The following is a 25911-nucleotide window of genomic DNA, read 5'->3' as shown; positions in this document are numbered from 1 at the left end:
CTTGTTTGAATATATTTTTAAGATTCAAATCAAAATATAGAAAATTTAATGGTTCTGAAATATTTCGTTAATATTAATGACTTATTTGTACACGATACTTAGCTCAACAACAGAACAGTAGTAACAAAAAGCTACTCAACATGATGATCAAGATACAGAATCTTGATTTTACGGAGCTAGGAATGAAAAAAACACTTTGCGCTTTAGCAGTTGGGGCAATGCTCATTACACCAGTAATCGCCAACGCAGCAGATGTAAAAATTTATGGTCGTGCGCATGTATCTTTAGATTATTTAGATGATGGTAAAGATTATAACGAAGTGGGTTTATCATCAAACTCTTCTCGCTTGGGTTTTAAAGTAGAACAAGAATTAGAAAATAACATGACTGTTTTCGGTCAAATAGAACAAGAGATTAATTTTGCAAGTGGTGGACAAAATTCAGGAGTTGACTTTGCTACTCGTGATACATTCGTAGGTTTAAAGGGTGATTTCGGTCAAACACGTGTTGGTCGTTTTGATAGCCCATTTAAAGCTGCACGCGGACCTGTCAATTTCTTTGGTGACCAAGTTGGCGATATTCGAAATGTAACTCGTGCTGGTGACCTACGTTTTGATGAACGTAATGAAAATACGATTGAATATAAATCACCAAAGTTCGGTAATGGATTTAATGTAATCGCTGCACTTTCACTACATGAAACAAATTCACCAGGCACCACTGAGACTGTAGTAGACACGAATACAGGTGAAGTAATTCAAACCAAAGGCGACTCTAAGAATAACAAAGCTTATGACTTAGCTTTAACGTATAAAGAAGGCCCTATTGATTTTGCTGCAGCGTACGAGCATTACGAAGAAGATGCAACTCGTGGTGAAAGAGATGGTTTCCGCTTAGCTGGCGCATACAAAGTTTTACCTGAACTCAATGTCGGTGCACTTTATCAATATACAACTCATGATAACGATGTGAAAAATCCTGATGCACAAGTATTCGGTGTAGCGGCAGACTATAAGTTTGCACCTAAAACATATGTCCGTGGTCAAGTGATGCATCGTGATGTAGATACTGAAGATGCAAATGCCACGCTTATTGCTGTAGGTCTTGAACATCGCTTAGATAAGGCTGTTAGAGTATACGGTAACATTGCGACAGTGCTTAACGACAAAAACTCAAGCCTCACCCCATGGGAACAAGCGCGTTCTAACAATGTAAAAGGCTTTAAAGGCGAAGATGCTTTAGGTTTATCTTTAGGTATGCGTTACGACTTCTAAATTTAAGTATTCTTTGAAAAGCAGTCATCATGGTGACTGCTTTTTTTTCTTGTCTATTTTATGATTTTTTTTAATTTTTAGATGGTTTCAATGTTGAATGTGTACCCCATTTTAAATACACAAATCAATAAAGTTATTTGATTTATAAAATCATACTAATTTTGCTTAGGCTATTTAAAAATCTTTATTTAGCTTCGCTAATTTTAAATGGCTGTTAGTTGGACTTGAGCTAAATAACCAATAAATGATTAAACACACCATTACCAATAATAAAAAATAATAGGGATATTGCTGATCTAATTGATACAGTCCAGTACTGAGCAAAGGTCCGAATACAAAACTAATCGCTTGAGTTGCTGTACACCAACCCGCAACTTTAACTTGATCATGAGCTGATGCATTTTGTGAAGCGCCAGTCGTAAAAGCAGGAATTAAACATGCCACAGAAATCCCATACAAAATGTAAGTCAATTGAAAAATAATAAGATGTTCTGTGTAAATTGTAATGACTAATGCCAGCATCATCACGATTAATCCTATCCATAACAACTGCTGTAATGACCATTTTAAATACTTCGTAATGAATACTTGCATAGACACTAAAGCAACACCCACGATCAATGAGCATTGCGCAAAATAGACCGCGCCTTCAGTAATACTCACTTCAAACCGATCCTGAATATAGAAACCCGCTGTGAGATTTAGAGTGACAATCGCCAAATAAAGCGAAAATCCAAGCACCAACCACGGAAAGCATTGCTTTAATCCCAAAACACTACCCTGTTGATTTTTAATTTCCATAAATTCTTTGGTTTGTATCATTTTATTTTGATGAGCAACACTCTTTTCATGCTCAAAGATATAACCACGATCAAATTGAAATATGATTACAATACTCATGCTGGCTAAAATCATGATCGCTGCCCATAACGGCGTTAGAATCCCCCAATATAAAAATACTGTGGTTAATAACGGTCCAAAGATCAGTCCTAAACTATTTAAGGCACCGAATTTGGACATTTTTTGAGAACGTTCTTTTTCATCTGTAAAGTTTGTCATCACATAACTTTGCAACGCAATTTGTGGCATCGCCATAAAGAGTCCAGTGGATGCTCGACTGAACATCAACAATGTAAATAACAGCATTAGACTCACTTGATTGATCAATCCAAACATCAAGGTGGCTGTAAATAAACCCCATGTGATCGTCATCCCAACAAAGCCGATACTCAAAAGCTGGTAAATCGAATATTTACTTTGCTGTTTAGATATATAAATTGCTGCAATCGCCATCAACAATGCACCTATTGAAACCAGAGCACCTGCTTGGATTTCAGTCAGTTTTAATTGTCGAATGAGTGGTGCTAATAATGGCAAAATCATTGAGAAACTAGCACCATTGGCCAAACTCGCCGCCATAAATAACGTATTATTTTTATTGTTCAATATTGATTCCAAATCAGTGAATTAAAATTTTTATTACAGGTGTATTATCAAAATGCTTATCAGTTTAAGAGGGTGCCGAAGCATCCTCTTAGTTGACTACCTTAAATTCAATTAAATCAATATTTTAGCATATAGCTAAGACCGTATGTACGTCCTTCGGCAGCTAGACTGGATAAGGGACCATAGACAGATGCCACTGACTGGCTATAGATCGATTTATAATCGGTATTCCATACGTTATAAACACCGAATCCTAAATGTCCAGGCCCTACTTTCGCATTGCTGATGACATCCATGGTTGCAAAGCCTTTAATTTCAGATGTTGCAGCTGAATTATATTGAATCGCATCTTCTTTCGCTTTATCCGTGCCTACAATAGCCAAAGCTTGGACTCTTAAGCTCATATCATTCTCAAACTGCCATTCTGAAAAAGCTGTTCCTTTTAAAGGTGCAACACGAATTGCATCAAGCTCCTGCCATTTGCCCTGAGTATTTTTAAATTGTCCTCGGGTATAGGCCATCGTTCCACCCAACGTCCAGGTGGGTGAAACTTGGTATGAAACATTTCCCTCAACGCCATAGACTCTTTCATCCGTATCGATGACATCAATGGTAAAATTAGGTTGTCCGAATTTAAGACTTTTATCTGAATCATTATAAAAAGTCGTGATACCTGCTTTTAATCCTTGATCATTCTGAGTACGCCAGCCGAGTTCATAACTATTTACTTTAATCGGATCGATGCTCTGACTATTGATGACAAAATCGGCAGGGACATCACGTAACATTCGTTGTATATCAGGTAAATTGGCACCTTGAGAGAAATTTGCAAAGAGCTGTTGTGCATCATTGACATGATAGACAGCACCGACATTGAATAAGGTTGCATCATGTTTCACTTTACCGCCATTTAAAGTTTTTGCTTGATAGCCTGGACGTAAGTCTTGATTAATCGCCTCCATATACGGCGTAGATGCATCTACTTGGCTTTCTACTCGTTCATGTCTCACACCTGCTTGAACATCCCATTGGTCGGATAACTTTAGATCAGCTTGTACAAATGCACCCAGCTTGTCTGTTTCCACATCAGGACCAAAAGCATATTGATTAAAAGGTTTATAATTTAATCCATTACTTTGTCTAAATGTTTCACTGTCATAGACCTGAATGTTTTGTTCATCCTTTTCATTTTCATAGTCTAATCCATACGTTAAACCTAGACTTTTACCTTGCACATCAAACGCTTTTGTTAGTGCAGCACGTGCACCATAAACATCAATATCCGTCGCAGATTGATACACTAAGTAAATATCTCCGCCCATCGCTCGAGGAGATGGAAACCATCTTGCTTTTTCATTTCTGTAATAAGCTTCTGTATTTAGACTTTGTCCAAGAATATCTTGATTTTCATATTGCACATTGAAGCTGTATCGTTCCGTTTGAGGTTGTGAATCGAGCTGAAGACCTTTGACTGCATTTAAGCTTGGAAGATAATTGGGTTCCCGATTTATAACAGCGAGATTTGGACCGTAGTCAGGACCATAATCGCTGTCTTGCTCATCATTATAGTATTGAGCACCGAAACTTAAGTTTTGAGCATCAGAAATATTCCACTGAATGCGTCCATTGACATCTAAGGTTTCTGTATCTTGGCGATCCGTTTGTGCTGTCTCAGGTGCGATACGATGTCCACGACTATCTTGGATCTCACCTCGCGTCGCATAGCTTGCTCCGAGCGTCCCTCTGAATGCCCCTTGGTTAAAAGACATGGTTTGTGCAGCTTCATAAGCCATCGCATCAGATTTAAAATGATTGCCTGATGTAACCCCTAGTTTGGTTTCAAAATTGAGTGGATCTTCACCGCCTCGTTTGGTAATGATGTTGATAATGCCGCCTGTTGCACCAGAACCATAAATACTGCTTGCACCTGAAACGACTTCAATACGCTCAATCATCGAAGGACTGATGCTATTCAGTTGTCTTGATCCATCACGGTAGCCCGTTTGTGGTACCCCATCGATCATATACTGCACCACACGACCACGCATCGTCATACCATAATTGGATGTGGTTCCCGAACTTGGGGTTAACGATGGCACCAGAATCCCTAAGATATCTGCGGTAGATTTGCCTGCATTGGCTTGTTGAGCAATGTCTTCCTGACTAATGCTATATACCGTCCCAGCAATATTGGCGATACTTTTAGCAGAGCGATTCGCTGTCGTGACAATCGTATCCAGCTTTTGCATGGATTGAGGCTCAGCATTACCTGCTTTGTTTAAAACAGCAGTCTCATCTTGAGCATAAATTTGAGTGCTGATTGCCAATGCTAAGCAAGTCATTTGAAGTGGTAATATTATTTTTTGCATGACTAAATCCTGACTTAAACTCTTAAGATGTACGATTTTTAAGAGGTGATTTCATTTTTGAAATAATGATTTGACTGAGTACAACACTGATGATCGATGCAATCGCTAGAACAATATAGAAATTGCCAAACCCGAGTGACTTGGCAAGAAAACCAGATGCAGCGCCACCGATAAAGTAGACCAGCAGTTCGAAACACACCAAGATGGTGAAATCAGTCCCTGCCTGCTCTTTAGAACTACTTTGCATAAAATAGGCGTAGAGAGACGTCATAGCGATATAGCGAATAGCCAGCATCGCCACCACGAATACCCCTAAAAGTAATTTCCATTGCTCTAACCAACCCACAATGAGGGCAGTACCAATAAGGGCATAGAGTAAAGTTCGCCCCCAACCTGCCCAAATTAAAAGTCGTGTGGCATCTATCTTTTTGAGCAGAAATGCGGCACTGATCGCGGCCAATAACCCCACGCCTGCCCCAATCACTGACATCAACACACCAATGTGTGACAATGACCATTGATGATCAATCAGCATCGGATTCAGCATTGCCATTGCAGGTGCTTCTACAATGCGATAACAAACAATCAGCAACAATGCCCATTGAATTTCTTTACGCTTAAATGCTTTGCTCAAACTCGGTTTAGGCTTAGAGATCGATAGACCTGTAGCGCTATGATTTTCTTTAATGAAAAAAATAGCCATCATGGTCAATGCCGTCATGACAGACAGACAAATTAGTGCTGTTCGCCATCCATAATATTGATAAAGCCAAAGTGTCGCGGCCCCACCGAGCATACTCCCCAGTGCAACCCCCATACTTTGGGCCATACTGCCCAAACGATATTCTGACTCACTAAAACGTTCGACGGTATAGCCATCAATGGCAATATCTTGTGTCGCTGCAAAAGTTGAAATCCACAATCCAATGACCACGAAGACTGTTAATCCATAGTTAAATTGGGTCAATGCTAATGCGAGCACACCCAATACCAATGCAATCTGAGTCAACATTAGCCATGATTTACGTTTTCCCAATGACTTAAAGTAAAACCGATCAATATAAGGTGCCCAAAAAAACTTAAATGCCCAAGGCAGATAAAGTAAAGAAAGCATTCCAATCCAACGAAGATCGACACCTTGATGTCTCAAAATGGCAGGTAAAGCCACATTGTAAAAATAGAGAGGTAAGGCATGTGCTAAATATAAAACAACAACCACAGAAAGCCCAATTGCCGAAATATTTTGAGTATTTAGTGCATCTGATTGTGGTTTTTGTTGCGTTTTGATGGATGATGTCATGTCGTGCATATCCACTTCTGTACAGCCCATTGCAATGCAGAAGTTAAGTCTAAGGAAACGTAATAAGGCACCCGCCATGCAGCATGCAATGCAGGTGTGTTTAAACGCGCTTGATCATCTTTGTCTTGTGCAATACGCACCAAACCAAGACAGTATTCAAAAAAATCGTGTTTATATCGTTTGTACCAAATCGCTTGAAGCTGTCGATATTCATCGGGAAATGTGGTATCAGCTGCCGTCTGCATCACCAAAACAAAATGCTGTTTTTTGAGAAAAAAACGCTCAATTTGAGTCAACCACAGTTCAAATTCTTCAACGCTCACATGCTCAGAAAATCGCATATCAAGGATCTGCATATGGGTGCAGCGATAACTCATAGCACAACCTCTTTTACGAATGGGTTATGCTGTACTTGGGTTTGATATTGATTTGAGGCTGTTAGAAAATGACCATATTTTTGATAAAATGTATCGCGGAAACAGTAATACAGCATCGCCGTTTTTTCAGGCATAGGAATTAAACCTTGTGCCTCATAGCACAACTCTTCTACAACGGCAGCATAAGGTTTTACAGTATGATCAGGCTCACCCACGATTTTCTGTGAATCTGCATGTTCAAATATATAAAAACTGAGTAAACGCATCACTGCTCTGAGATACCCTTTACCAAACACAGACTTTTCACCAAAAAGTAAATGCCATCCTAGATCCGAATCATGACCTTCATAATATCGACCTAAGCGATCTCGCTTGCCTTCATAAATTTCGGTATAACCCACATCTTCGCCATTCACCCCCACGATCAGTAAACGCTGATGATCATCTGCCAACATCCGATCGTAATAAACCTGTAAATCCAATTCAGATTTATTGAGATTCCATTGTGGAATCACATGAGGTTCATTCATCCATCGATGTAATAAAGGAATATCTTGAGGATACTGCACCTGACGCAAATAAAATTGCGTCTCATTCTCATAATATTGATAAAAATCTGGGAGTTGTTGAGATAAAGTTGGCATTCTGACTATCCTTATTTATGCGCTTAAGCTTGGTGATAATGGGTTGTGATTCGCTTTTAAAGATGACCGTGCACTTTCAATATTGATCCATTTTCGCAAGGTATTTGGACTGACAGGATTTGCCATCGGATCAAGGAAAACAGGCACTGGCCTTTCTGCTTCATCGTTATAACTGGTGGTAAAGAGTCGAACGCGATTCAGACAAATTTTTTCAAATTCATCTCTAAACATCGCAAATTTTTCAATCCGCTCAGAAAGTTCTGGGTGTTCATGATGAAATTCAGCGATGACATTGGAAATCACCTGCCAGAAATCGATTTCTGTATGTTCAACATAGTCCTGTAAAAATACATTGCAGATATAGCGGTAATGGACAATAAATAAACCAGTAAAAATAAAATGACTCAGCTCAAATGCGTTGTGACGAAGCAAAATGTTGCCTTCTTCAGGTAGATCGCTCAGTTCAGGAAAATCCTCATCCACTAAGTTCACATCATCGATAAAATCTTTTAATACCAATTGTTGAGGAATACCATTTTGATGAACCAGCATCGTGTTCTCACCATGCGGTGAAAAAGCTAAACCATATTTATATAAACTCACCAATAAAGGTCGAATCGATACTTCAGCAAATTTCTTTAACCATGCCAAAGGGCTCATCTCCGAAGCTTGGATTAAGGTAGATAAAACGGATATTCCCTTGAGATCTCGATGCACGAGTGCTGCTTGTGATAACACTTGTTGATCCTCTCTCACATACGCATCGACACTTTCACGCCACAAACAACCAAATAGCTCTTTGAACTGATACGGCGCACCTTCAATTTGGTCATAACATGGCTGTTGAATGGTTAAGGTCGCAACTTCCCCCAAGAAAATAACGCCTGTGTTTTTAAGATCTAGATCTGATTCAAGTTTAGACTGTAACCAAGCTGTCACAGCGGGCGCAGCAAGATTTCGCTTCGATGGTAAACCTCGATAGACCGCCGTATTAAAAATACTCACTGGCAATTTAATATAATGGCGTTTCGATTGAGTAGTATTACATAAGGTACGTATCGATTGCATAGGCACAAAACTATCGTGGCTTATACCCAACTCAACGATCCGCTGATCGACGATTTCATTGGCATAAGTTGCAACTAACCATTGATGCCATTGCCATTCATGTACAGGAATTAAATAATAATGTTCTGAATTTAGACCTTTTTCCTGCATGCGATGTCTAAAATGATCTATTTCTAATTGATCCAATTCGTGCTGATACAATGCTTTGGCATGCCACTTTGAAGTGGATCGGAATTCTGCTAAATCTTGATGAACAGCCAACCACATCACTTTCACTTCAGGTGAAAGTTCTGGAGCACTGTTTAAATAATCCTCATAGCCAAACCCCATGCGTCCCTTACTCATAATCAACCAAGGATGTCCTCTGAGCATGCCCTCAACCACGTAGTATGGCGCTGTTAATACCGCTGAACTTGTTAAGCATTCGGGTTTAAATAGATGTGCTTCCGCGAGCCAAGTATTGTTCATTTCCTTAGTCAAATAGGCTCTGGTAAAAGGTTTAATTTCCACTTGCTCACAAAATGCAGCGATGAATTGATGCAAATTCCAAGCCTTTTGAGCATGATTATGATCAATCACAACCACTGAGTCTGGATCAATCTTCCAGTGGCCCAAAAGATACTGTTGACCTGAAAACTGATAAATCAAATTGGCAAGTTTGAGTTGATAGCGTTGATCTTGATGGTTTAAATCCGTCTCCACTTTCTCTACGCTGATAATTTCTTCGTATAAAAATTCAGCAATCGCCATCTCAATTAAACGTTGTCCTGCATCGCGCCACTGCTTTTGATGAATATCTAAAGTTCTGAATGTCATATGCTGTTCTCATAACAAGTTTTAGGCGCGATAGAGTGATTTTGACTCGCCCTAGAATATTGAAAAGACGTTGACTGTTGTTTATTGCTTTGCTTCGAAGAAGAAAGCGTATCCAACTCAGATTTTATGAGTTGAACATGTGGATTATTGGATACTTCAAAGTGTTGAAAACACTGTTGCAACGGGCTTTGCTCATAAAGTTCATAGCCCAACAGTTGATTAGCAATAATGGACGCTCTAAAAGCCCCCATCCCTAAATCTGGCGTTGCAACTCCGTGGCTGTGCATTTCTTGATTTTGAACAAAAATCTGACCGCGAGCCCGATGATGAAGTTGATAGTTTTGGCTGATACACCAATGACCATGTACAGTTCTCTCGATGAACTCTTCTAAAGGTCTTAAATAATCAAATTGAGGGGAATGATACCCCGTAGCGGCAACAACGTGATTTGCATCTATATAAAATGCTTGTTGCGTCAGTTTATGTTCAAACTGCAATCGAATGGTTTCACTGTCTAAGGCTTGCGCGTCTACCAGCTCGCAATGTTGATGTAAATGCGTATGCGTTCGGGATTGACCGATGCTGGTGTGATATAGCGTCTGATAAATTTCGTGGATAGTCTGCGCACTGATGCCCTTATACAGCAGCGCTTGTTGTTTTAACTGTTGTTGCTTGGTTGCATCATTCAACTGATAAAAATGATCCACATAATCTGGACTAAAATGCTCTAAACCCAATGGCGCGTATTCCATGGGGAAAAAGCCCTGAGAACGCGTTAACCAATGTAATTCATAAGGTGTTTCCACCGAATCATTGGCAAATTGACGATCCAATAAATCTTGAAAAACTTCGGCAGCAGACTGACCTGAGCCTAGGACGACGACATTTCCAGAGAGCTCATCATGTCGATGATTCATATATTCCGCAGAATGAATACAACGCTCTGGATACTGTGCTCGCATCTTATTCAGACAATGTGGCATTTGCGGAACATTGCCAGATCCGATCACCAAGTGCCGGCAACGATAGCGATGAATCATGCCAGCTTGTTCAACAAGCACTTCAAAACCAACGTCTCTTGGGTAAATACTCATGACATTGGATTGGTATTGAATCTGCTGTAATTGGTCAGCAACCCATTGACAGTAATGATTATATTCACGGCGTGGAATATGTGGCTGTTCTAAGAAATAAAACTTATATAAACGCTGATGATGTTTGAGATAGTTCAAAAAGCTAAAAGGACTGGTCGGATCAACCATGGAGACCAAATCAGCCATAAAAGGGACTTGTAAAACAGTATTTGGCAATTGCATACCTGCATGCCAATCAAACTGTGACTTTTTCTCAAAAAATAAATAAGACAGTTCTGATTTTTTATGTAATAAGCTGGCTAAACTTAAATTGAATGGCCCTAAACCGATACCTATAAAATCAAGCATATGCCACATCCTTTTGTTGAATCCACAATGGATTATTCAATTGGATATACACAGATTGCTGATCGACAGATGCCGTTAATTCATCAAGTTCATGTAAACGAGTGAGTAGGTTTCCTTTATAGGGCAAGGTCGATTTAAACAATAAGCCATGTATTAAGCTACTGGTTGGATATACCTTATAAAGCTTCTCTAAATGTGCTCTTAACTCTTCAATCAGACACGTTTCAGAAATATAAGAGGTCGCACCTATCGCATTAATCAGGCCAAATAAAGTATTTCCAAAGAAATAATAACTAAAGCGTTCATCAACAAATTCTTTTGAACCCACCGCATGTGCTTTATTTTTTAAGGCTGGAAAATGCTCTAAAACCTCTTGTGCATATTCTTCAATATAGTAAAAACCTTGATTATCCCGAAGCCAAAATGTTTTGGGTACACCTTGTTCAAGCTCGACCAATACGTTTTGTTGATGTGACTCAAATGCCATTCCATAATGATGATATAAATACATTAATGGTTTAAGACTAATCTCGAGAAATTGTCTAAACCAATTTCGCGCAATCATTTCCCTGACATGAGTATCATGGCTGTCTAAATTTTCCTTTTGTGAAATGTGCTCAAAAATCCTATTAAATCGATTTAAATTTTGATTTGGATGGTCTTGGCACAGTGAAGCAATGCTAGTAATTTGTTGATAATTATTAAAGGGCTGCTCTCGAAATATACAAATTGTCTCATTGATCATTTCACCATCTATATGCATTGCGATCCACGCAGGATCATTGACAGCTTTGAGTGTAGGACATTGAGCTAAAATGCTCCGCCCAAACGGACTGTGCCAAAGTTGATGTGTCATTACACCGCGATGACATTCTTTTTCTAAGTTCACTCGAACCGAATTGGTTACCATGACAGATAAGGATGGTTTGACTTGCCAAGGCGCATCAAATGCTGCCAAAGTTCGTACCGATGTGGTTGGTGCAAAGCTCCAGGCTTTTTCACCCAAATCAATCAACTTATTTTGTTGTTTTAGTCTTTTAAACCACTCTTTGCTTTGTAAATAACGTGCTTGCCAAGGATGCAGTGGCAATATTTTGAATTGCTCATATTGCTGAATCAGTTGCTGATCGACTTCAGTCAAATGCCACCGCAAATGGTCTTTTAAAAGTTTTGAGATCGGTTGGCTAAGTGCACTGTCTTCGCTGATATATTCAGGTGCAACAAGCCAATAGACCAATTGGGTTTTCGCCTGTGCTTCAGGTGAGTATTTTAACCAATCCTCATGGATGAAGCCCGTTCGACTCTTGGGTGCCGGATGCATGCTATGACCAAGCAACAACGCCTGCTCGGTCTGAATATAATTTTGATTCAGTTCAATGAGCTGATCAAAACCTCTAAAATCATGATCTGCTTGATTCTCAATATCCTGTTTACATAGATCATTTTTCTGATTCTTCAGGTTTTCTTTATGGTTCGACAGATCTTTTGATTTTGTTTGAACAGATTTTCTCAGTTCTAAAAACTGATTTAATGCATCACGACTTTGAATCCATCGCTCCACTAAAGAGGCTGAATCTAATTGTTGATTGGATAGATCCGATTGAGAGCGATTGTGTTGAATCAAATCTTCAAGTAATAGCGTTGCAATTGCCACACTGCTAAACGTTTGAATCTGACCTTTGATAAAAATTTGCGGTAATTGAGCTAAACGATGACGCCCCACGACACTGACATAAGACAATGGGCATAATACTTGTGCATTCAAACATTCAATAGAGATCACTAACAACGTCAAGCCTTGGCTAAACGAAATTTGAGTAGAGTTTTGTTGATACCTCTCAAGAAACACGATTTTTGCTGTTTCTTGAGCGTATGCATTGACTAGATGTTGCATCGCCAGTCGATTGGCAAGCTCTTTCATCTGACCATTTCCTCTGTTTCAGTTTCAAATAGAAACCTTGTAGTTCAGTTACATTTAATTGTTTTACTTAAGTACGCTGGCCAACGCATTAGACATGTTAATGATAATCGTTATTATTTAAAGATGCAGTTTTGTGAAGATTTGCAATAGAGTGATTTTAAATTAGACAAGTCTATGAATAATAAAATTTAAGTTTTACTTATGATTTTTTCTGCTTTTAATAATAGAAAAAAATGGAATTGAACTTACTGATTGAAACAAGTTTTTGAATTGAATTCTTAAATTGCAAATCTAAAAATTCAATTCCAAATATAAAAAAAGGCTACTTTTAAAATCAGTAGCCTTATCGTTATATATATATAAATTGTTATTCTCAGTGTTAGACATCCAAAATATCAACAAAATTGGCACTGAGCACTTGAGCAAGATCTTGAGGATTCAAACCGATATCAAGCCCTCGTTTTCCACCACTCACATAAACTTTACCCAATTGTGCGGCTGTCGCATCAATCACCATTTTCAGACGCTTTTTTTGTCCAATGGGGCTAATTCCACCCACCAAGTACCCAGTTAAACGTTCAGCATCTTTAGGATTCGCCATTTGCACTTTTTTAATTCCAAATGCAGTTGCTACTTTCTTGAGATTAAGTTGGTGATCCACGGGTAAAATGGCAACATAATAATTTTTTTCATCCGTCACCATCAGGGTTTTAAACACTTCATGGACTGATAAACCTAATTTTTCTACAGCTTCCAGCCCGAAGCTTTTGGCATTCACATCGTGTTCATATTCATGGATCGAATAGATTATATTTTTTGATTTTAATAGCTTACAAGCAGGTGTCATTTTTTCATCCATATACAAACAAAAGCTATTAGATCATAAGCTTTTTCAAATTGAAGATGAATGTGAATGGTCATTTTTTTCTTGTATTTAAAATCCTGATCTGCCTAAAATTCCCTATACCAAAATATTAGAAAATAATTTTAATAATGCCTTCCATCTATCAACTTAAGCCAGCTTTTCAAAATGTGTTACGTCCCTTTGTTCGTAGTTTATTCCGTATAGGGGTCAGCGCCAATATGGTCACCATTTTGGCAATGTTGATTTCAATCGCAGTGGCGTATTTTATCTATTTTTATTATGAGGATCATACATCTTCGCTGTTTCTTTTACTCTACCCTTTTTGGATGCTAATTCGAATGGCATTCAATGCTATAGATGGCATGCTCGCACGAGAGTTTAATCAGCAATCAGATTTAGGCGCATATTTGAATGAGTTGTGTGATGTGATTTCAGACACCGCCCTCTATTTATGCTTTATAACCTTTGCTTTCATCCACACTGAGCTCCTCATATTTGTGTGCTTTCTAGCTTTAATAAGTGAGTATGCGGGTGTGATGGCGCCTCTAATTGGTCGAGATAGACGCTATGATGGACCCATGGGTAAAAGTGATCGAGCATTTTGGTTTAGCTTACTGGCAATCATTATTTTTATTTTCCCTTTCATTTCCAACAGCAACACAGTGCTGTTCTATATCACCAATGGTCTCGTATTGTTCATTGGCATCTTATTAATACTCACCATTTACAACAGAATTAAAAACAGTATTCACCACAAGATTTAAAGTTTTTCACAACATATAAAAATGATTTAATTTGGAATATTCTTATGTATAACAACAGTCATAATATTTTTAAGACCCATGATGAAACTGAATTGTTTTATCAACATTGGGCAAGCAAAGCTCAAGAAAAAATAAAACATAACAATAAAAAAGCCATCATCCTGTTTCATCGCGGACATGAACACTCTGGTCGGATGGCACACTTAGTCGAAGAGCTGAAACTGACTGATTTTGATTTTTTTGCTTGGGATGCACGTGGACACGGTGACTCACCTGGTGAGCGCGGTGATGCACCAAGCTTTTCTGCTTGTGTCAAAGACATTCAATATTTTGTTCAACATATTCAAAAGCAATATGGCATTGATGAAAACAATATTGCTATCATTGGTCAAAGTGTGGGGGCTGTTCTCAGTGCGACTTGGGTGCATGATTATGCCCCTAAAATTCGAGCTTTATGCTTAGCCTCTCCTGCATTTGAGATCAAACTCTATGTACCCTTTGCAGAACCAGGTTTAAAACTTTTAAGCCAAATCAAAGGCAATTTTTTTATTCAAAGCTATGTTAAATCCAGTATGCTTACCCATGATAAAGAGCGTGCGCTGACTTATGACACCGATCCTAAAATTGCGAAAGCCATTTCAGTTCGCATGTTACTAGGACTCTATGATGCATCTAAACGTGTTGTGAGTGATGCTCAAAATATCTTTGTTCCTACGCAAGTCCTTTGCTCTGGCTCAGATTTCGTGGTTCAACAAAAACCTCAACGTGATTTTTACGACAAACTTCCCCATCCGCAGAAAGAATTTCATGTTCTAGATGGTTTCTATCACGACACGCTTGGAGAGAAAAATCGAGCTGTTGCAATCGATAAAATGAGACGCTTTATTAGTCAATGTTTTGCCACTTCATATCAAGCCCCTGATTTACTCCATGCTGATAAAATTGGCTCGAGTTGCACGATTGCAGAAACCTTAAGTGCACCACTTCCACCAAAATCAGCCAAGCATATCTTTTGGGAAATGACCAAGAAGAACTTGAAAATCGGGAGTTTCTTATCCAAAGGTTTAAAAATTGGTGAAGATACAGGATATGACTCAGGCAGTACTTTAGACTTTGTCTATCGGAATCAGACTGAAAGTCAAAATCCGATTGGCAAAATCATCGATCGACAATACTTAAATGCCATTGGCTGGCGCGGTATACGTGTACGTAAAACTCATATTGAACACCTTCTGCAAAAATATGCAAAAACATTAACTATGAATAATCAAGCCGTTCGAATCTTAGATATTGCATCAGGACATGGGCGCTATATTTTAGATGCCGTTCAACAACTATCTCAACTTCCTGAGTCTATTTTGTTGCGTGATTATAGCGAGATGAATGTCAAAGCTGGTCAGCAGATGATTCAAGATCGTGGCTTAGAACACATCGCACAATTTGTTCAAGCAGATGCTTTTGACACACAATCTATAGCTTCAATTGAACCTAAGCTAACGCTTGGTGTCGTTTCAGGGCTTTACGAACTGTTTAGTGATAATGACTTATTACGTCGTTCACTCGATGGCTTGAGTCAAGCGATTGAAAAAGATGGATATCTGATCTACACGGGTCAAATATGGCATCCACAACAAGAATTTATTGCACGAGCTTTGACCTCTCATCGTGAAGGTGATGCATGGGTTATGCGCTTACGCTCACAGGCAGAAATGGATGCACTTGTTGCAGCTGCTGGATTCAAAAAGATAGATCAACATATTGATGATTTTGGAATATTTACAGTATCCGTTGCTCAAAAACTCTAATGGATGATCCATCTTAAAAACATAAAAATTGATGAAGTTTATTCAGAATCATTTTCATAGACGGTTTTTCTTGAGCATTTGATACAGATCAGCCTTCTGCTCAATAATAAAAATACAGGTGAGTTATGCAAGATTTGGCTAAACAAGCAGGAACATGGAAATGGGGGCTATTGTGTCTTTTATTTTTAGCACCCTTCTTTTTCCTGAGTTATGGTTTTGCCAATCAATATGCATCGCAATTACCTCATGTTCCCGTCATCGTCTTTGATTGGGAAAAATATATTCCACTTTGGCCTTGGACAATCGTGCCTTATTGGTCAATCGATCTGTTCTATGGATTATCACTGATCCTGTGTTGGACCAAGTTTGAATTAAAACAGCATGTACTTAGATTGTTCACAGCACAAATGATATCCATCAGCTGTTTTTTACTCTTTCCACTTCGATTTTCTTTTGAACGCCCTGAACTTTCAGGATTCTTTGGACTTTGGTTTGATGTATTAATGGGTTTTGATAAGCCCTTTAATCAAGCACCTTCTTTACATATTGTATTACTGATTATTCTATGGGATTTTTTCCGTCGTCATAGTCAAGGATGGGCGCGTAAGTTTGTCGATTTTTGGTCTTTTTTAATCGGCTTATCTGTCCTCACCACATGGCAGCATCATTTTATCGATATTCCGACAGGCATTTTAGTCGGTGCTTTATGTCTTTGGTTGTTTCCAATTGAAAGTAAATCTCCATTAAAAAAAGACCAATATCAGAAATTAACGCCAAAGCATTTAAAACTTGGGGTGTATTATTTGATTCCAAGCCTACTGTTGACTGCTATTGGCTTCTATTTTAAGGGTACTTGGCTCTGGTTACTTTACCCTGCCGTCAGCTTATTATTGGTGAGTTTAAGTTATTTGGTGGCGAGACCTCATTTCTTCCAAAAACAATCTAATGGAAAACTCAGTCATGCGAGTCTAATTTTATATGCACCTTATTTAGTTTTCGCATGGTTAAATAGTCGCGTATGGACAAAAAAACATCCTGAGGATTCACATATTATTGGGGTCGATGATATTGAGATCTATCTGGGACGACTTCCAAGCCAAGACAATGCATTAAACTTTCAAGGCTTGTTCGATTGCTGTAGCGAACTGCCTGTTGTAATCAGGTTTAATGCAGACCTTGCAAATATCAAATATCAACAATTTCTCAGTCTTGATCTTATCCCAGTACAAGCGAATCAGTTAGAGCACGCAGTTTCACAATTTGATTTATTATTTTCAGATTTTAACCAGCCTCAAAATCATTCATCAGAAAATATTTCCAATGCCTCTCCTAGTCCGAATACAGATCAGCGACACGCTAAAATTTTAATCTTTTGTGCCTTAGGCTATTCAAGAAGCTCTGCAATTTTATGTGCTTGGTTACTTAAAAATAAACATGCTGATTCAGTACAACACGCCATCGAAATGATTCAATCTGCCCGCCCTTGGATTGTCATTAACCACGCTCAGCTTAAACAATTACAGCTTTATCATTTCAAGTTAAAAGGTTTGGCACCATGAAAATGAAACTTATGGTGTTATCGAAACTGCTTTCCTCAACCAATATGTTCCTTCTATCAGGCTATATACTATTTAGTTTGAGCACCCTCTCCTTTTTATTTTTAGCTTCTCTTGAATATAAAAATATATGGATACTCTCCAGTTTATTCATTTGTATAATGCATCATTACGTGTCTTTTCGAGTCAACTTTGATGCTGAATTACTCGCTCATCTCAGTACTCAAATTCATGAAAATCATGTAGAGATTTCGCTGAAATCACTCACCAAACAACTTGATCAAAGCCTAGTTGAACTTGGATTAATAAATAAGAAGACACTCAGCAGAGATTGGGCTTTACGTATTCAAGGCTGTCTCAAACTCTTTAAAATACAAATTGCTTTGCTCATATTGCAATGCATATTATTTATCACACTAATCATGCTATAAGTTTTTAAAACGAAATAAATATTTAGAGTCCTACACCGAAATGAATGTCCCTATAAAAAAAAGAAAGAATATTGTTGTTGAATCAAGTGGACGACTCATCGCATTTCTGACACGACGTAGTGCACGATTGCTGACTGGAGCACGCAGTTTATGGGTTGGCTGTACGCCAGAACTCAAACAACGCATTTATTATGCGAATCATAACAGTCATATCGATTTCATCTTATTGTGGTCATCTCTACCGCCTGAAATACGCAGGCAAACACGTCCGATCGCAGCATCAGATTACTGGATGAAAGATGGATTTAGACGATTTCTGATTCAAGATACTTTTTCAGGTGTGACGATCAATCGTCATCGCGAAAATGGTGAAGACCCTCTCAAACCTATTAAAGATGTATTAGCAGAAGGTTATTCCATTATTTTCTTCCCTGAAGGTACACGAAATTTAGAAGATGATATTCAACTACTCCCCTTTAAAAGTGGTTTGTTTCATTTATCTCAGCAATTTCCAGATGTTGAAGTGGTACCTGTTTGGATTTCCAATTTAAAACGTGTGATGCCTAAAGGCGCTTTAATACCTTTGCCTTTACTGTCAACTGTGACATTTGGAAAACCGCTTGATCTGACAAAACATACTGAAAAAACAAGTTTCCTGAATTACGCACAACAACAACTGATTCAATTAAAAGAGATCGAAAACCAATGACCCTCGATAACTTAGAACAAACCTATTTATTGTTTGGAATATTTGCTGGTATTTTGGTCTTTGCCTCATCTGTAGGTCTTATTCTAAAGAAAAAAGCAGGAATAACGGCTTCACCTGTCATTGATAATCTGAATGCTCGAATCAATGCTTGGTGGATCATGCTGATTGTCATCGCATCTGCCATTCTAATGGGGAATGCTGCGTTTATTATTTTATTCGCTCTCATTTCTCTATTTGCACTGCGAGAATTTATCAGTTTGCTGCCTACACGTCGTGGGGATTATTTTCCATTATTGGTGGCCTTCTATTTTGTGATTCCTTATCAGTATTATTTGGTCTATATCGATTGGTATGGACTTTACTCTATTTTCATTCCACTCTACGTGTTTTTACTCATTCCAATTGCCAGTTTAAAACAAGAAGACACCACTCATTTTTTAGAACGAAGTGCAAAAATCCAATGGGGCTTAATGATCAGTGTATTCTGTATCTCGCATGTGCCAGCGATACTGAATTTAAAATTAGACAATTTTGATGGTGAACCAATTTGGTTGGCGATATGGCTGATCATTGTGGTTCAAGCATCCGACGTACTTCAATATGTCTGTGGCAAGCTTTTTGGAAAGCACAAAGTTGCACCCATACTATCACCGTCTAAAACAGTTGAAGGTTTAGTTGGTGGAATTACTCTCGCTACTGCTCTTGGCGTTGCAATGGCATGGCTTACGCCTTTTACTTATTTTGAAGCTACATTCATCGGATTCATTGTTTGTATCTTTGGTTTCTTTGGTGGTCTTGTTATGTCAGCCATCAAACGAGATCGAGGTGTAAAAGATTGGGGTCAACTTATTCAAGGTCATGGCGGAATGCTCGACCGTATTGATTCCATTTGTTTTTCTGCACCTATCTTTTTTCATATTTTGCGATATTGGTGGGCATAATATTTTCTAAAACAAATGCCTGATGTAGAGTTGATAAGCTGTTTCATTTTTTAATGTAAGCTAATACCTACACTGAATGAAGCTCTAGGAATCTTGTTGCATTATCTAATGAAGACTAAAGTAACATTATCAAGAACAGGATGTTCTGGGACACAGAAAAATAATAAACTGTCCAATCATAGGATGTGTGATAAAACTATAGAATTTATAGTTTTGTCTATGACTCAGCAAAAACAGCCCCTTTAATCAGGAGGCTGTTTTTGTTTATTTATACTTAACTAAAGAATTCTAATCTTCTACAATTGATAAGATCTTCTATAAAGCAGTTCCTATTTCTCAAAATTTAAGGAGATTTAACAATTTGTAATATTTATGATTCAACATGTACGTTGACCTTAAAGATAGTGATGAATAATATCCTTTTACGTTCACCACCGCTACGGATTGTATTTTGCTCTTTCAAACTGAATCAATATCTGCTTTACCTCAAAGTTATAAATCAATGAAAACATTATTCGTAGGCTTAGCTGTTTTAGCTTTATCAGGTTGTACCTCTTTGGGAATAGGTTCATTAGAAAAACGCTCAGCGAAACTTTCACAAGGCATTCAAAAAGCCTATTCCGTCGATTCCAGCACAGCAAATCGTGTAGCGCCTTTAATCATCCAAAGTGCAGAACAGAATCATGTAGATCCTCTACTGATGGCAGCCGTGATCCGTCAAGAATCAAGCTATCGTAATTATGTTGTATCTTCTGCAGGTGCTGTGGGATTAACTCAAGTTATTCCACGTTATTGGCAGCAAACTTGTCCGGGTGATCTATTCGAAGAAAATATTAACATTAACTGCGGAAGTTTTATTTTAGCCAAATACAACCAATCGGCAGGTAGTTGGAAAAAAGCACTAGCTTATTACAATGTTGGACCTACAGGCTATAACACCAACAAAGACATGAAAAAACAAGGTAACCGATACGCTAAACAAGTGAAACACCATGAAAAGAATTTAAAATCAAAACTTTAGATTTCGTATAATGCCGAGATGAAAAAAACACGCATTGTCACCAATGCGTGTCTCTTAAAACTATATTTTATTGATTTAAAAAATTTTATTAATTTAAAACAGTTCCAATTTTTTTTGCTTCTACTTTAACTGGGGTTTCAACATATCCCTCTCTCTTGATGAAGAGAATAGCAACACCACCAATAATGGCAGGAACGGCAACAGCAATAAAATTCATTTTATGTGGTAATTCTAGACCTAACAAGTAACCAATCACGATAGGACCTACAATCGCTCCCATACGACCAATACCCGATGCCCAACCTATGCCTGTAGAACGAACAGCCAACGGATAGAACTGTGCAACATAACTGTACAGTAGAATACTACAACCGACTGAAGCTGCGCCTGCCAGAGATACCAATAAGTAAATCACAGGTTGTGGTGTATTAAAACCTAGGCCAATGAGTGCCAATATCCCGACACTTAACATACCAATAATGACAGGTTTAATATGGAATCGATCTGCAAGCATACCACCACCTGCCGTACCAATCACAGCACCGATATTCAAAGCCAATAGGAACATTAGACTACTACCTAATGAATAACCAGCGGCCATCATCAGTTTTGGTAACCAACTACCTAGAGCGTATAGCATCAACAAGCACATAAAAAATGCTAACCAAAACAATAATGTGCCTCTAGCTCGTCCATCTTGGAACAGTGCAGCAATGGAAGCAGTAGGAACTTTACTTTCATTAAATACTAGAACGGTGTTCGGTGTAATTTTATCTTCAGGTGATAGTTTCTGAACAATTCTTCGCGCTTTTTCTACTTTATTCTGTTTAACCAAAAATGCGAGTGATTCAGGTAAAAACATCCAGATCAATGGTACAAATAATAATGGAATACCTGCAATCCAGAACATAATTTCCCAACCAAAAGTTGGTGTAAACCATGTACCCAGTAATGCAGCCATAATACCGCCCATTGCATAACCACTAAACATACCTGTAACAAGTGTACTACGTAATTTCTGAGGGGCATATTCTGATGTTAACGCAACTAGGTTAGGCAGTACTCCTCCGATACCAAGACCAGCAATAAATCTTAAAACACCAAATTCTGTTGGATTCGATGCAAAACCACCAAGAAAAGTAAATCCACTGAATAATGTCACACAGATCAAAATGACATTTTTACGACCTATTTTGTCTGCCAACATACCAAAAAACATAGCGCCAAACATCATCCCTGCAAGCGCAGTACTCGCAAGCATCCCCGCTTGCACAGCAGTCATACCCCACTCTTGCATCAATAATGGCAAAGTTACTCCATTAATTGCGAGATCATAACCATCAAATAAAACAATAAACAAACACCAAAGTACCACAGTCATGTGGAAAGGTTTAAACTTTGCTTTATCAACTACAGCATTGACATTCACTTCTTGTGTTGTCATTTCCTCACCTCCAATTGTGAGCTTATTTTAAATAATGAATCAATATTCACTTTTTATAAAATGCATGTTTGCTCAATATTTGTCTACTAGACTTTAAGTGAATCAAGATAAATTAGGGAATATCACTGGCATGAATCATCATTTAATAATCAAAATTTGATTTTTTAGACTTACATTAATTATTTTTATTTATAAAATTCAGAAACTTACTTAACAATGAATATTGATGATTTTCAATTGAATGACATTTTATCTGTAAATTAAAAACTCACTAATTGTAACTAAGTTTTTAAATGTAAATGCTTCATTTTTTGAACGATTCATTATTTTATATCTCATGTGATATAAGCCTTAAGGTGTATAAATTATTAAATGACTTATTAGAAGATGATTAAAGTGCATAAGGTCTAAGATCACTATAAATTCAATTTCAAGTCCATTAATTTATTTCCTGCATAAAAAAACACCCCCTGCACGAGTCAGGGGGTGTTTTAGGAATAATGAGCTGGCGATGACTTACTCTCACATGGGTAACCCCACACTACCATCAGCGCAAAGAGGTTTCACTTCTGAGTTCGGGAAGGGATCAGGTGGTTCACTCTTGCTATTGTCGCCAGCACAACTGTTGTGACTTTGCTTGGGTCTTATTCACATCGTTTGATGTATGCCGTTGCTTGGTCAAAGAAGTTATTAACAGATATATCTGAGTTGAATATTGTGATACTAACGGCTTACTGAATCAAGCTATTTTGATGTATATCGAATCAATTGAGCTTTTATACAACAACTGTTTGGGTGTTGTATAGTCAAGCCTCACGAGTAATTAGTATTGGTCAGCTTCACATATCACTATGCTTCCACATCCAACCTATCAACGTTGTAGTCTTCAACGGCTCTTTAGAGGACATAAAGTCCTTGGGAAATCTTATCTTGAGGTAGGCTTCCCGCTTAGATGCTTTCAGCGGTTATCCCTTCCGAACATAGCTACCCGGCGATGCGACTGGCGTCACAACCGGTACACCAGAGGTTCGTCCACTCTGGTCCTCTCGTACTAGGAGCAGATCCTCTCAAATTTCCAACGCCCACGGTAGATAGGGACCGAACTGTCTCACGACGTTCTAAACCCAGCTCGCGTACCTCTTTAAATGGCGAACAGCCATACCCTTGGGACCTGCTTCAGCCCCAGGATGAGATGAGCCGACATCGAGGTGCCAAACACCGCCGTCGATATGAACTCTTGGGCGGTATCAGCCTGTTATCCCCAGAGTACCTTTTATCCGTTGAGCGATGGCCCTTCCATACAGAACCACCGGATCACTAAGACCTACTTTCGTACCTGCTCGACTTGTGGGTCTCGCAGTTAAGCGCGCTTTTGCCTTTATACTCTACGCGTGATTTCCGACCACGCTGAGCGCACCTTCGTACTCCTCCGTTACTCTTTAGGAGGAGACCGCCCCAGTCAAACTACCCACCAGACATGGTCCTCGCTCCAGATCATGGAGCAGAGTTAGAACCTCAATATTACCAGGGTGGTATTTCAAGATTGGCTCCACTCGAACTAGCGTCCGAGTTTCAAAGCCTCCCACCTATCCTACACAAGTAAGATCAAAGTTCAATGTCAAGCTGCAGTAAAGGTTCACGGGGTCTTTCCGTCTAGCCGCGGGTACACCGCATCTTCACGGCGAATTCGATTTCACTGAGTCTCTGCTGGAGACAGCGCCCCCATCATTATGCCATTCGTGCAGGTCGGAACTTACCCGACAAGGAATTTCGCTACCTTAGGACCGTTATAGTTACGGCCGCCGTTTACTGGGGCTTCGATCAAGAGCTTCGCTTACGCTAACCCCATCAATTAACCTTCCAGCACCGGGCAGGCATCACACCCTATACGTCCACTTTCGTGTTTGCAGAGTGCTATGTTTTTAATAAACAGTTGCAGGGGCCTGGTTTCTGTGGCTGCTCGCCGCTCAAACCGCAAGGGTTATCACCGCCAGCAGCGTACCTTCTCCCGAAGTTACGGTACCATTTTGCCTAGTTCCTTCAGCAGAGTTCTCTCAAGCGCTTTGGTCTACTCGACCTGACCACCTGTGTCGGTTTCGGGTACGATTCCTGTGTAACTGAAGCTTAGAGACTTTTCCTGGAAGTATGGTATCAGCCACTTCACTGCACAAGTGCAGCTTGCTATCAGTTCTCAGCATAGAGTACCCCGGATTTGCCTAAGATACATGCCTACAACCTTTCACCTGGACAACCAACGCCAGGCTGACTTAACCTTCTCCGTCCTCTCATCGCATTACACAGAAGTATTGGAATATTAACCAATTTCCCATCGACTACGCCTTTCGGCCTCGCCTTAGGGGTCGACTCACCCAGCCCCGATTAACGTTGGACTGGAACCCTTGGTCTTTCAGCGTGCGAGTTTTTCACTCGCATTGTCGTTACTCACGTCAGCATTCGCACTTCTGATACCTCCAGCAGACTTCTCAATCCACCTTCATCGGCTTACAGAACGCTCCCCTACCACTTGCAATAAATTGCAAATCCGCAGCTTCGGCACATAGTTTTAGCCCCGTTACATCTTCCGCGCAGGCCGACTCGACTAGTGAGCTATTACGCTTTCTTTAAAGGGTGGCTGCTTCTAAGCCAACCTCCTAGCTGTCTATGCCTTCCCACATCGTTTCCCACTTAACTATGATTTTGGGGCCTTAGCTGGCGGTCTGGATTGTTTTCCTCTTGACTACGGACGTTAGCACCCGCAGTCTGTCTCCCGGATAGTACTCATTGGTATTCGGAGTTTGCATCGGTTTGGTAAGTCGGGATGACCCCCTAGCCGAAACAGTGCTCTACCCCCAATGGTATTCGTCCGAGGCGCTACCTAAATAGCTTTCGGGGAGAACCAGCTATCACCAGGCTTGATTAGCCTTTCACCCCTATCCACAAGTCATCCCCTGGCTTTTCAACGACAGTGGGTTCGGTCCTCCAGTTAGTGTTACCCAACCTTCAACCTGCTCATGGATAGATCGCCTGGTTTCGGGTCTACACCCAGCAACTAAACGCCCTATTAAGACTCGATTTCTCTACGGCTCCCCTATTCGGTTAACCTTGCTACTGAATGTAAGTCGCTGACCCATTATACAAAAGGTACGCAGTCACCGGACACAATGCCGGCTCCCACTGCTTGTATGCATGCGGTTTCAGGATCTATTTCACTCCCCTCACAGGGGTTCTTTTCGCCTTTCCCTCACGGTACTGGTTCACTATCGGTCAGTCAGGAGTATTTAGCCTTGGAGGATGGTCCCCCCATATTCAGACAAGGTTTCACGTGCCCCGCCCTACTCGACATCATCATATCAGCCCTTTCGTGTACAGGACTATCACCCACTACGGTTGCACTTCCCAGAGCATTCCACTAGAACTGATATGACTTAATGGGCTTTTCCCCGTTCGCTCGCCGCTACTAAGGGAATCTCAATTGATTTCTTTTCCTAAGGGTACTGAGATGTTTCACTTCCCCTCGTTCGCCTTGCAACACTATGTATTCATGTTGCAATACCTACCTTATGGTAAGTGGGTTTCCCCATTCAGAAATCTCCGGATCACAGGATATTTGCCGCCTCCCCGGAGCTTATCGCAGGCTATTACGTCTTTCATCGCCTCTGACTGCCAAGGCATCCACCACATGCACTTAATTACTTGACTATACAACCCCAAACAGTCG

The 25911-nt window shown here is 39.5% G+C and carries 16 protein-coding genes, 2 rRNA genes and 1 pseudogene; 7 read left to right on the top strand and 12 right to left on the bottom strand.

All coding sequences use genetic code 11. The features are described from left to right. Positions 1 to 182 precede the first annotated feature (182 nt). A complete protein-coding gene (locus AC5YCE_RS12430; RefSeq protein WP_496127107.1) occupies positions 183 to 1274 on the top strand; it encodes a porin in 1092 nt (363 codons plus the stop codon). Between the two features lie 174 nt (positions 1275 to 1448). Here the strand turns inward: AC5YCE_RS12430 and AC5YCE_RS12425 are convergent, their stop codons facing one another. The 9 genes and pseudogenes from AC5YCE_RS12425 to ybaK form a co-directional block, all read right to left on the bottom strand. Beyond that, positions 1449 to 2693 carry an MFS transporter gene (locus AC5YCE_RS12425; RefSeq protein WP_496172261.1) on the bottom strand — a complete coding sequence of 415 codons (1245 nt, stop codon included), beginning with the start codon at positions 2691 to 2693 and terminating at the stop codon, positions 1449 to 1451. Positions 2694 to 2836: 143 nt separating this feature from the next. Continuing rightward, positions 2837 to 5089, bottom strand: coding sequence for a TonB-dependent receptor (locus AC5YCE_RS12420; RefSeq protein WP_496172252.1), 2253 nt, complete (start codon positions 5087 to 5089; stop codon positions 2837 to 2839). Between the two features lie 22 nt (positions 5090 to 5111). Beyond that, positions 5112 to 6389, bottom strand: a complete 1278-nt coding sequence (locus AC5YCE_RS12415; protein WP_496172251.1) for an MFS transporter — start codon at positions 6387 to 6389, stop codon at positions 5112 to 5114. Further along, positions 6386 to 6766 carry a hypothetical protein gene (locus tag AC5YCE_RS12410; RefSeq protein ID WP_496127063.1) on the bottom strand — a complete coding sequence of 127 codons (381 nt, stop codon included), beginning with the start codon at positions 6764 to 6766 and terminating at the stop codon, positions 6386 to 6388. The genes AC5YCE_RS12415 and AC5YCE_RS12410 overlap by 4 nt, the downstream gene beginning before the upstream one ends. Continuing rightward, positions 6763 to 7410, bottom strand: a complete 648-nt coding sequence (locus AC5YCE_RS12405) for a GNAT family N-acetyltransferase (RefSeq protein WP_496127064.1) — start codon at positions 7408 to 7410, stop codon at positions 6763 to 6765. Before AC5YCE_RS12405 ends, AC5YCE_RS12410 begins: the two co-directional genes overlap by 4 nt. A 15-nt stretch (positions 7411 to 7425) precedes the next feature. Then, on the bottom strand, positions 7426 to 9294 hold the full coding sequence (locus tag AC5YCE_RS12400) for an IucA/IucC family protein (protein ID WP_496172250.1): 1869 nt from the start codon (positions 9292 to 9294) through the stop codon (positions 7426 to 7428). Further along, a complete protein-coding gene (locus AC5YCE_RS12395) occupies positions 9291 to 10736 on the bottom strand; it encodes a lysine N(6)-hydroxylase/L-ornithine N(5)-oxygenase family protein (protein WP_496172249.1) in 1446 nt (481 codons plus the stop codon). The genes AC5YCE_RS12400 and AC5YCE_RS12395 overlap by 4 nt, the downstream gene beginning before the upstream one ends. Then, positions 10729 to 12579 (bottom strand): annotated as a pseudogene (locus tag AC5YCE_RS12390) (IucA/IucC family protein); the annotation flags it as partial. The gene AC5YCE_RS12395 and the pseudogene AC5YCE_RS12390, both read right to left, overlap by 8 nt. Before the next feature lie 457 nt (positions 12580 to 13036). Further along, on the bottom strand, positions 13037 to 13504 hold the full coding sequence (gene ybaK / locus AC5YCE_RS12385; protein WP_496172248.1) for a Cys-tRNA(Pro) deacylase: 468 nt from the start codon (positions 13502 to 13504) through the stop codon (positions 13037 to 13039). 146 nt (positions 13505 to 13650) lie between these two features. On the opposite strand from ybaK, the gene AC5YCE_RS12380 reads away from it, so the two are divergent. The 6 genes from AC5YCE_RS12380 to AC5YCE_RS12355 all read left to right on the top strand — a co-directional run bounded on the left by AC5YCE_RS12380 (position 13651) and on the right by AC5YCE_RS12355 (position 20749). Then, the gene (locus AC5YCE_RS12380; protein ID WP_496127068.1) at positions 13651 to 14286 is read left to right on the top strand and encodes a CDP-alcohol phosphatidyltransferase family protein; all 636 of its coding nucleotides are present in this window, start codon (positions 13651 to 13653) and stop codon (positions 14284 to 14286) included. 44 nt (positions 14287 to 14330) lie between these two features. Beyond that, a complete protein-coding gene (locus AC5YCE_RS12375) occupies positions 14331 to 16091 on the top strand; it encodes a bifunctional alpha/beta hydrolase/class I SAM-dependent methyltransferase (protein ID WP_496172247.1) in 1761 nt (586 codons plus the stop codon). 125 nt (positions 16092 to 16216) lie between these two features. Continuing rightward, positions 16217 to 17650 carry a phosphatase PAP2/dual specificity phosphatase family protein gene (locus AC5YCE_RS12370; protein WP_496172246.1) on the top strand — a complete coding sequence of 478 codons (1434 nt, stop codon included), beginning with the start codon at positions 16217 to 16219 and terminating at the stop codon, positions 17648 to 17650. A 468-nt stretch (positions 17651 to 18118) separates the two neighbouring features. Continuing rightward, complete coding sequence (locus AC5YCE_RS12365) at positions 18119 to 18787, top strand: lysophospholipid acyltransferase family protein (protein ID WP_496127071.1); 669 nt, start codon at positions 18119 to 18121, stop codon at positions 18785 to 18787. Next, entirely contained in the window at positions 18784 to 19728 is a 945-nt protein-coding gene (locus AC5YCE_RS12360; RefSeq protein WP_496172245.1) for a phosphatidate cytidylyltransferase, read from the top strand. The genes AC5YCE_RS12365 and AC5YCE_RS12360 overlap by 4 nt, the downstream gene beginning before the upstream one ends. A 502-nt stretch (positions 19729 to 20230) precedes the next feature. Further along, positions 20231 to 20749: a lytic transglycosylase domain-containing protein gene (locus tag AC5YCE_RS12355; RefSeq protein ID WP_496127073.1), complete on the top strand. Its 519-nt coding sequence runs from the start codon at positions 20231 to 20233 to the stop codon at positions 20747 to 20749. A gap of 88 nt (positions 20750 to 20837) precedes the next feature. Here the strand turns inward: AC5YCE_RS12355 and AC5YCE_RS12350 are convergent, their stop codons facing one another. The 3 genes from AC5YCE_RS12350 to AC5YCE_RS12340 form a co-directional block, all read right to left on the bottom strand. Continuing rightward, positions 20838 to 22193, bottom strand: a complete 1356-nt coding sequence (locus tag AC5YCE_RS12350) for an MFS transporter (RefSeq protein ID WP_496172244.1) — start codon at positions 22191 to 22193, stop codon at positions 20838 to 20840. Between the two features lie 503 nt (positions 22194 to 22696). Beyond that, positions 22697 to 22811: ribosomal RNA gene (gene rrf / locus AC5YCE_RS12345) — 5S ribosomal RNA — on the bottom strand. 184 nt (positions 22812 to 22995) lie between these two features. Continuing rightward, positions 22996 to 25892 (bottom strand): 23S ribosomal RNA (locus tag AC5YCE_RS12340). Between the last annotated feature and the right edge of the window lie 19 nt (positions 25893 to 25911).

It is taken from the genome of Acinetobacter sp. CY79, assembly GCF_059515845.1.
The sequence above is the reverse complement of the archived record's forward strand: the minus strand, read 5'-3'. Positions and strand labels throughout refer to the sequence as shown.

Excerpts from the sequence above, each read along its gene's own strand:
- AC5YCE_RS12400 (WP_496172250.1), bottom strand. The coding sequence starts at position 9,294 with ATGACATTCAGAACTTTAGATATTCATCAAAAGCAGTGGCGCGATGCA.
- AC5YCE_RS12415 (WP_496172251.1), bottom strand. The coding sequence starts at position 6,389 with ATGACATCATCCATCAAAACGCAACAAAAACCACAATCAGATGCACTA.
- AC5YCE_RS12375 (WP_496172247.1), top strand. The coding sequence starts at position 14,331 with ATGTATAACAACAGTCATAATATTTTTAAGACCCATGATGAAACTGAA.
- AC5YCE_RS12350 (WP_496172244.1), bottom strand. The coding sequence starts at position 22,193 with ATGACAACACAAGAAGTGAATGTCAATGCTGTAGTTGATAAAGCAAAG.
- AC5YCE_RS12430 (WP_496127107.1), top strand. The coding sequence starts at position 183 with ATGAAAAAAACACTTTGCGCTTTAGCAGTTGGGGCAATGCTCATTACA.
- AC5YCE_RS12405 (WP_496127064.1), bottom strand. The coding sequence starts at position 7,410 with ATGCCAACTTTATCTCAACAACTCCCAGATTTTTATCAATATTATGAG.
- AC5YCE_RS12365 (WP_496127071.1), top strand. The coding sequence starts at position 18,119 with ATGAATGTCCCTATAAAAAAAAGAAAGAATATTGTTGTTGAATCAAGT.
- AC5YCE_RS12355 (WP_496127073.1), top strand. The coding sequence starts at position 20,231 with ATGAAAACATTATTCGTAGGCTTAGCTGTTTTAGCTTTATCAGGTTGT.
- AC5YCE_RS12380 (WP_496127068.1), top strand. The coding sequence starts at position 13,651 with ATGCCTTCCATCTATCAACTTAAGCCAGCTTTTCAAAATGTGTTACGT.
- ybaK (WP_496172248.1), bottom strand. The coding sequence starts at position 13,504 with ATGACACCTGCTTGTAAGCTATTAAAATCAAAAAATATAATCTATTCG.
- AC5YCE_RS12395 (WP_496172249.1), bottom strand. The coding sequence starts at position 10,736 with ATGCTTGATTTTATAGGTATCGGTTTAGGGCCATTCAATTTAAGTTTA.
- AC5YCE_RS12410 (WP_496127063.1), bottom strand. The coding sequence starts at position 6,766 with ATGAGTTATCGCTGCACCCATATGCAGATCCTTGATATGCGATTTTCT.
- AC5YCE_RS12360 (WP_496172245.1), top strand. The coding sequence starts at position 18,784 with ATGACCCTCGATAACTTAGAACAAACCTATTTATTGTTTGGAATATTT.
- AC5YCE_RS12425 (WP_496172261.1), bottom strand. The coding sequence starts at position 2,693 with ATGGCGGCGAGTTTGGCCAATGGTGCTAGTTTCTCAATGATTTTGCCA.
- AC5YCE_RS12370 (WP_496172246.1), top strand. The coding sequence starts at position 16,217 with ATGCAAGATTTGGCTAAACAAGCAGGAACATGGAAATGGGGGCTATTG.
- AC5YCE_RS12420 (WP_496172252.1), bottom strand. The coding sequence starts at position 5,089 with ATGCAAAAAATAATATTACCACTTCAAATGACTTGCTTAGCATTGGCA.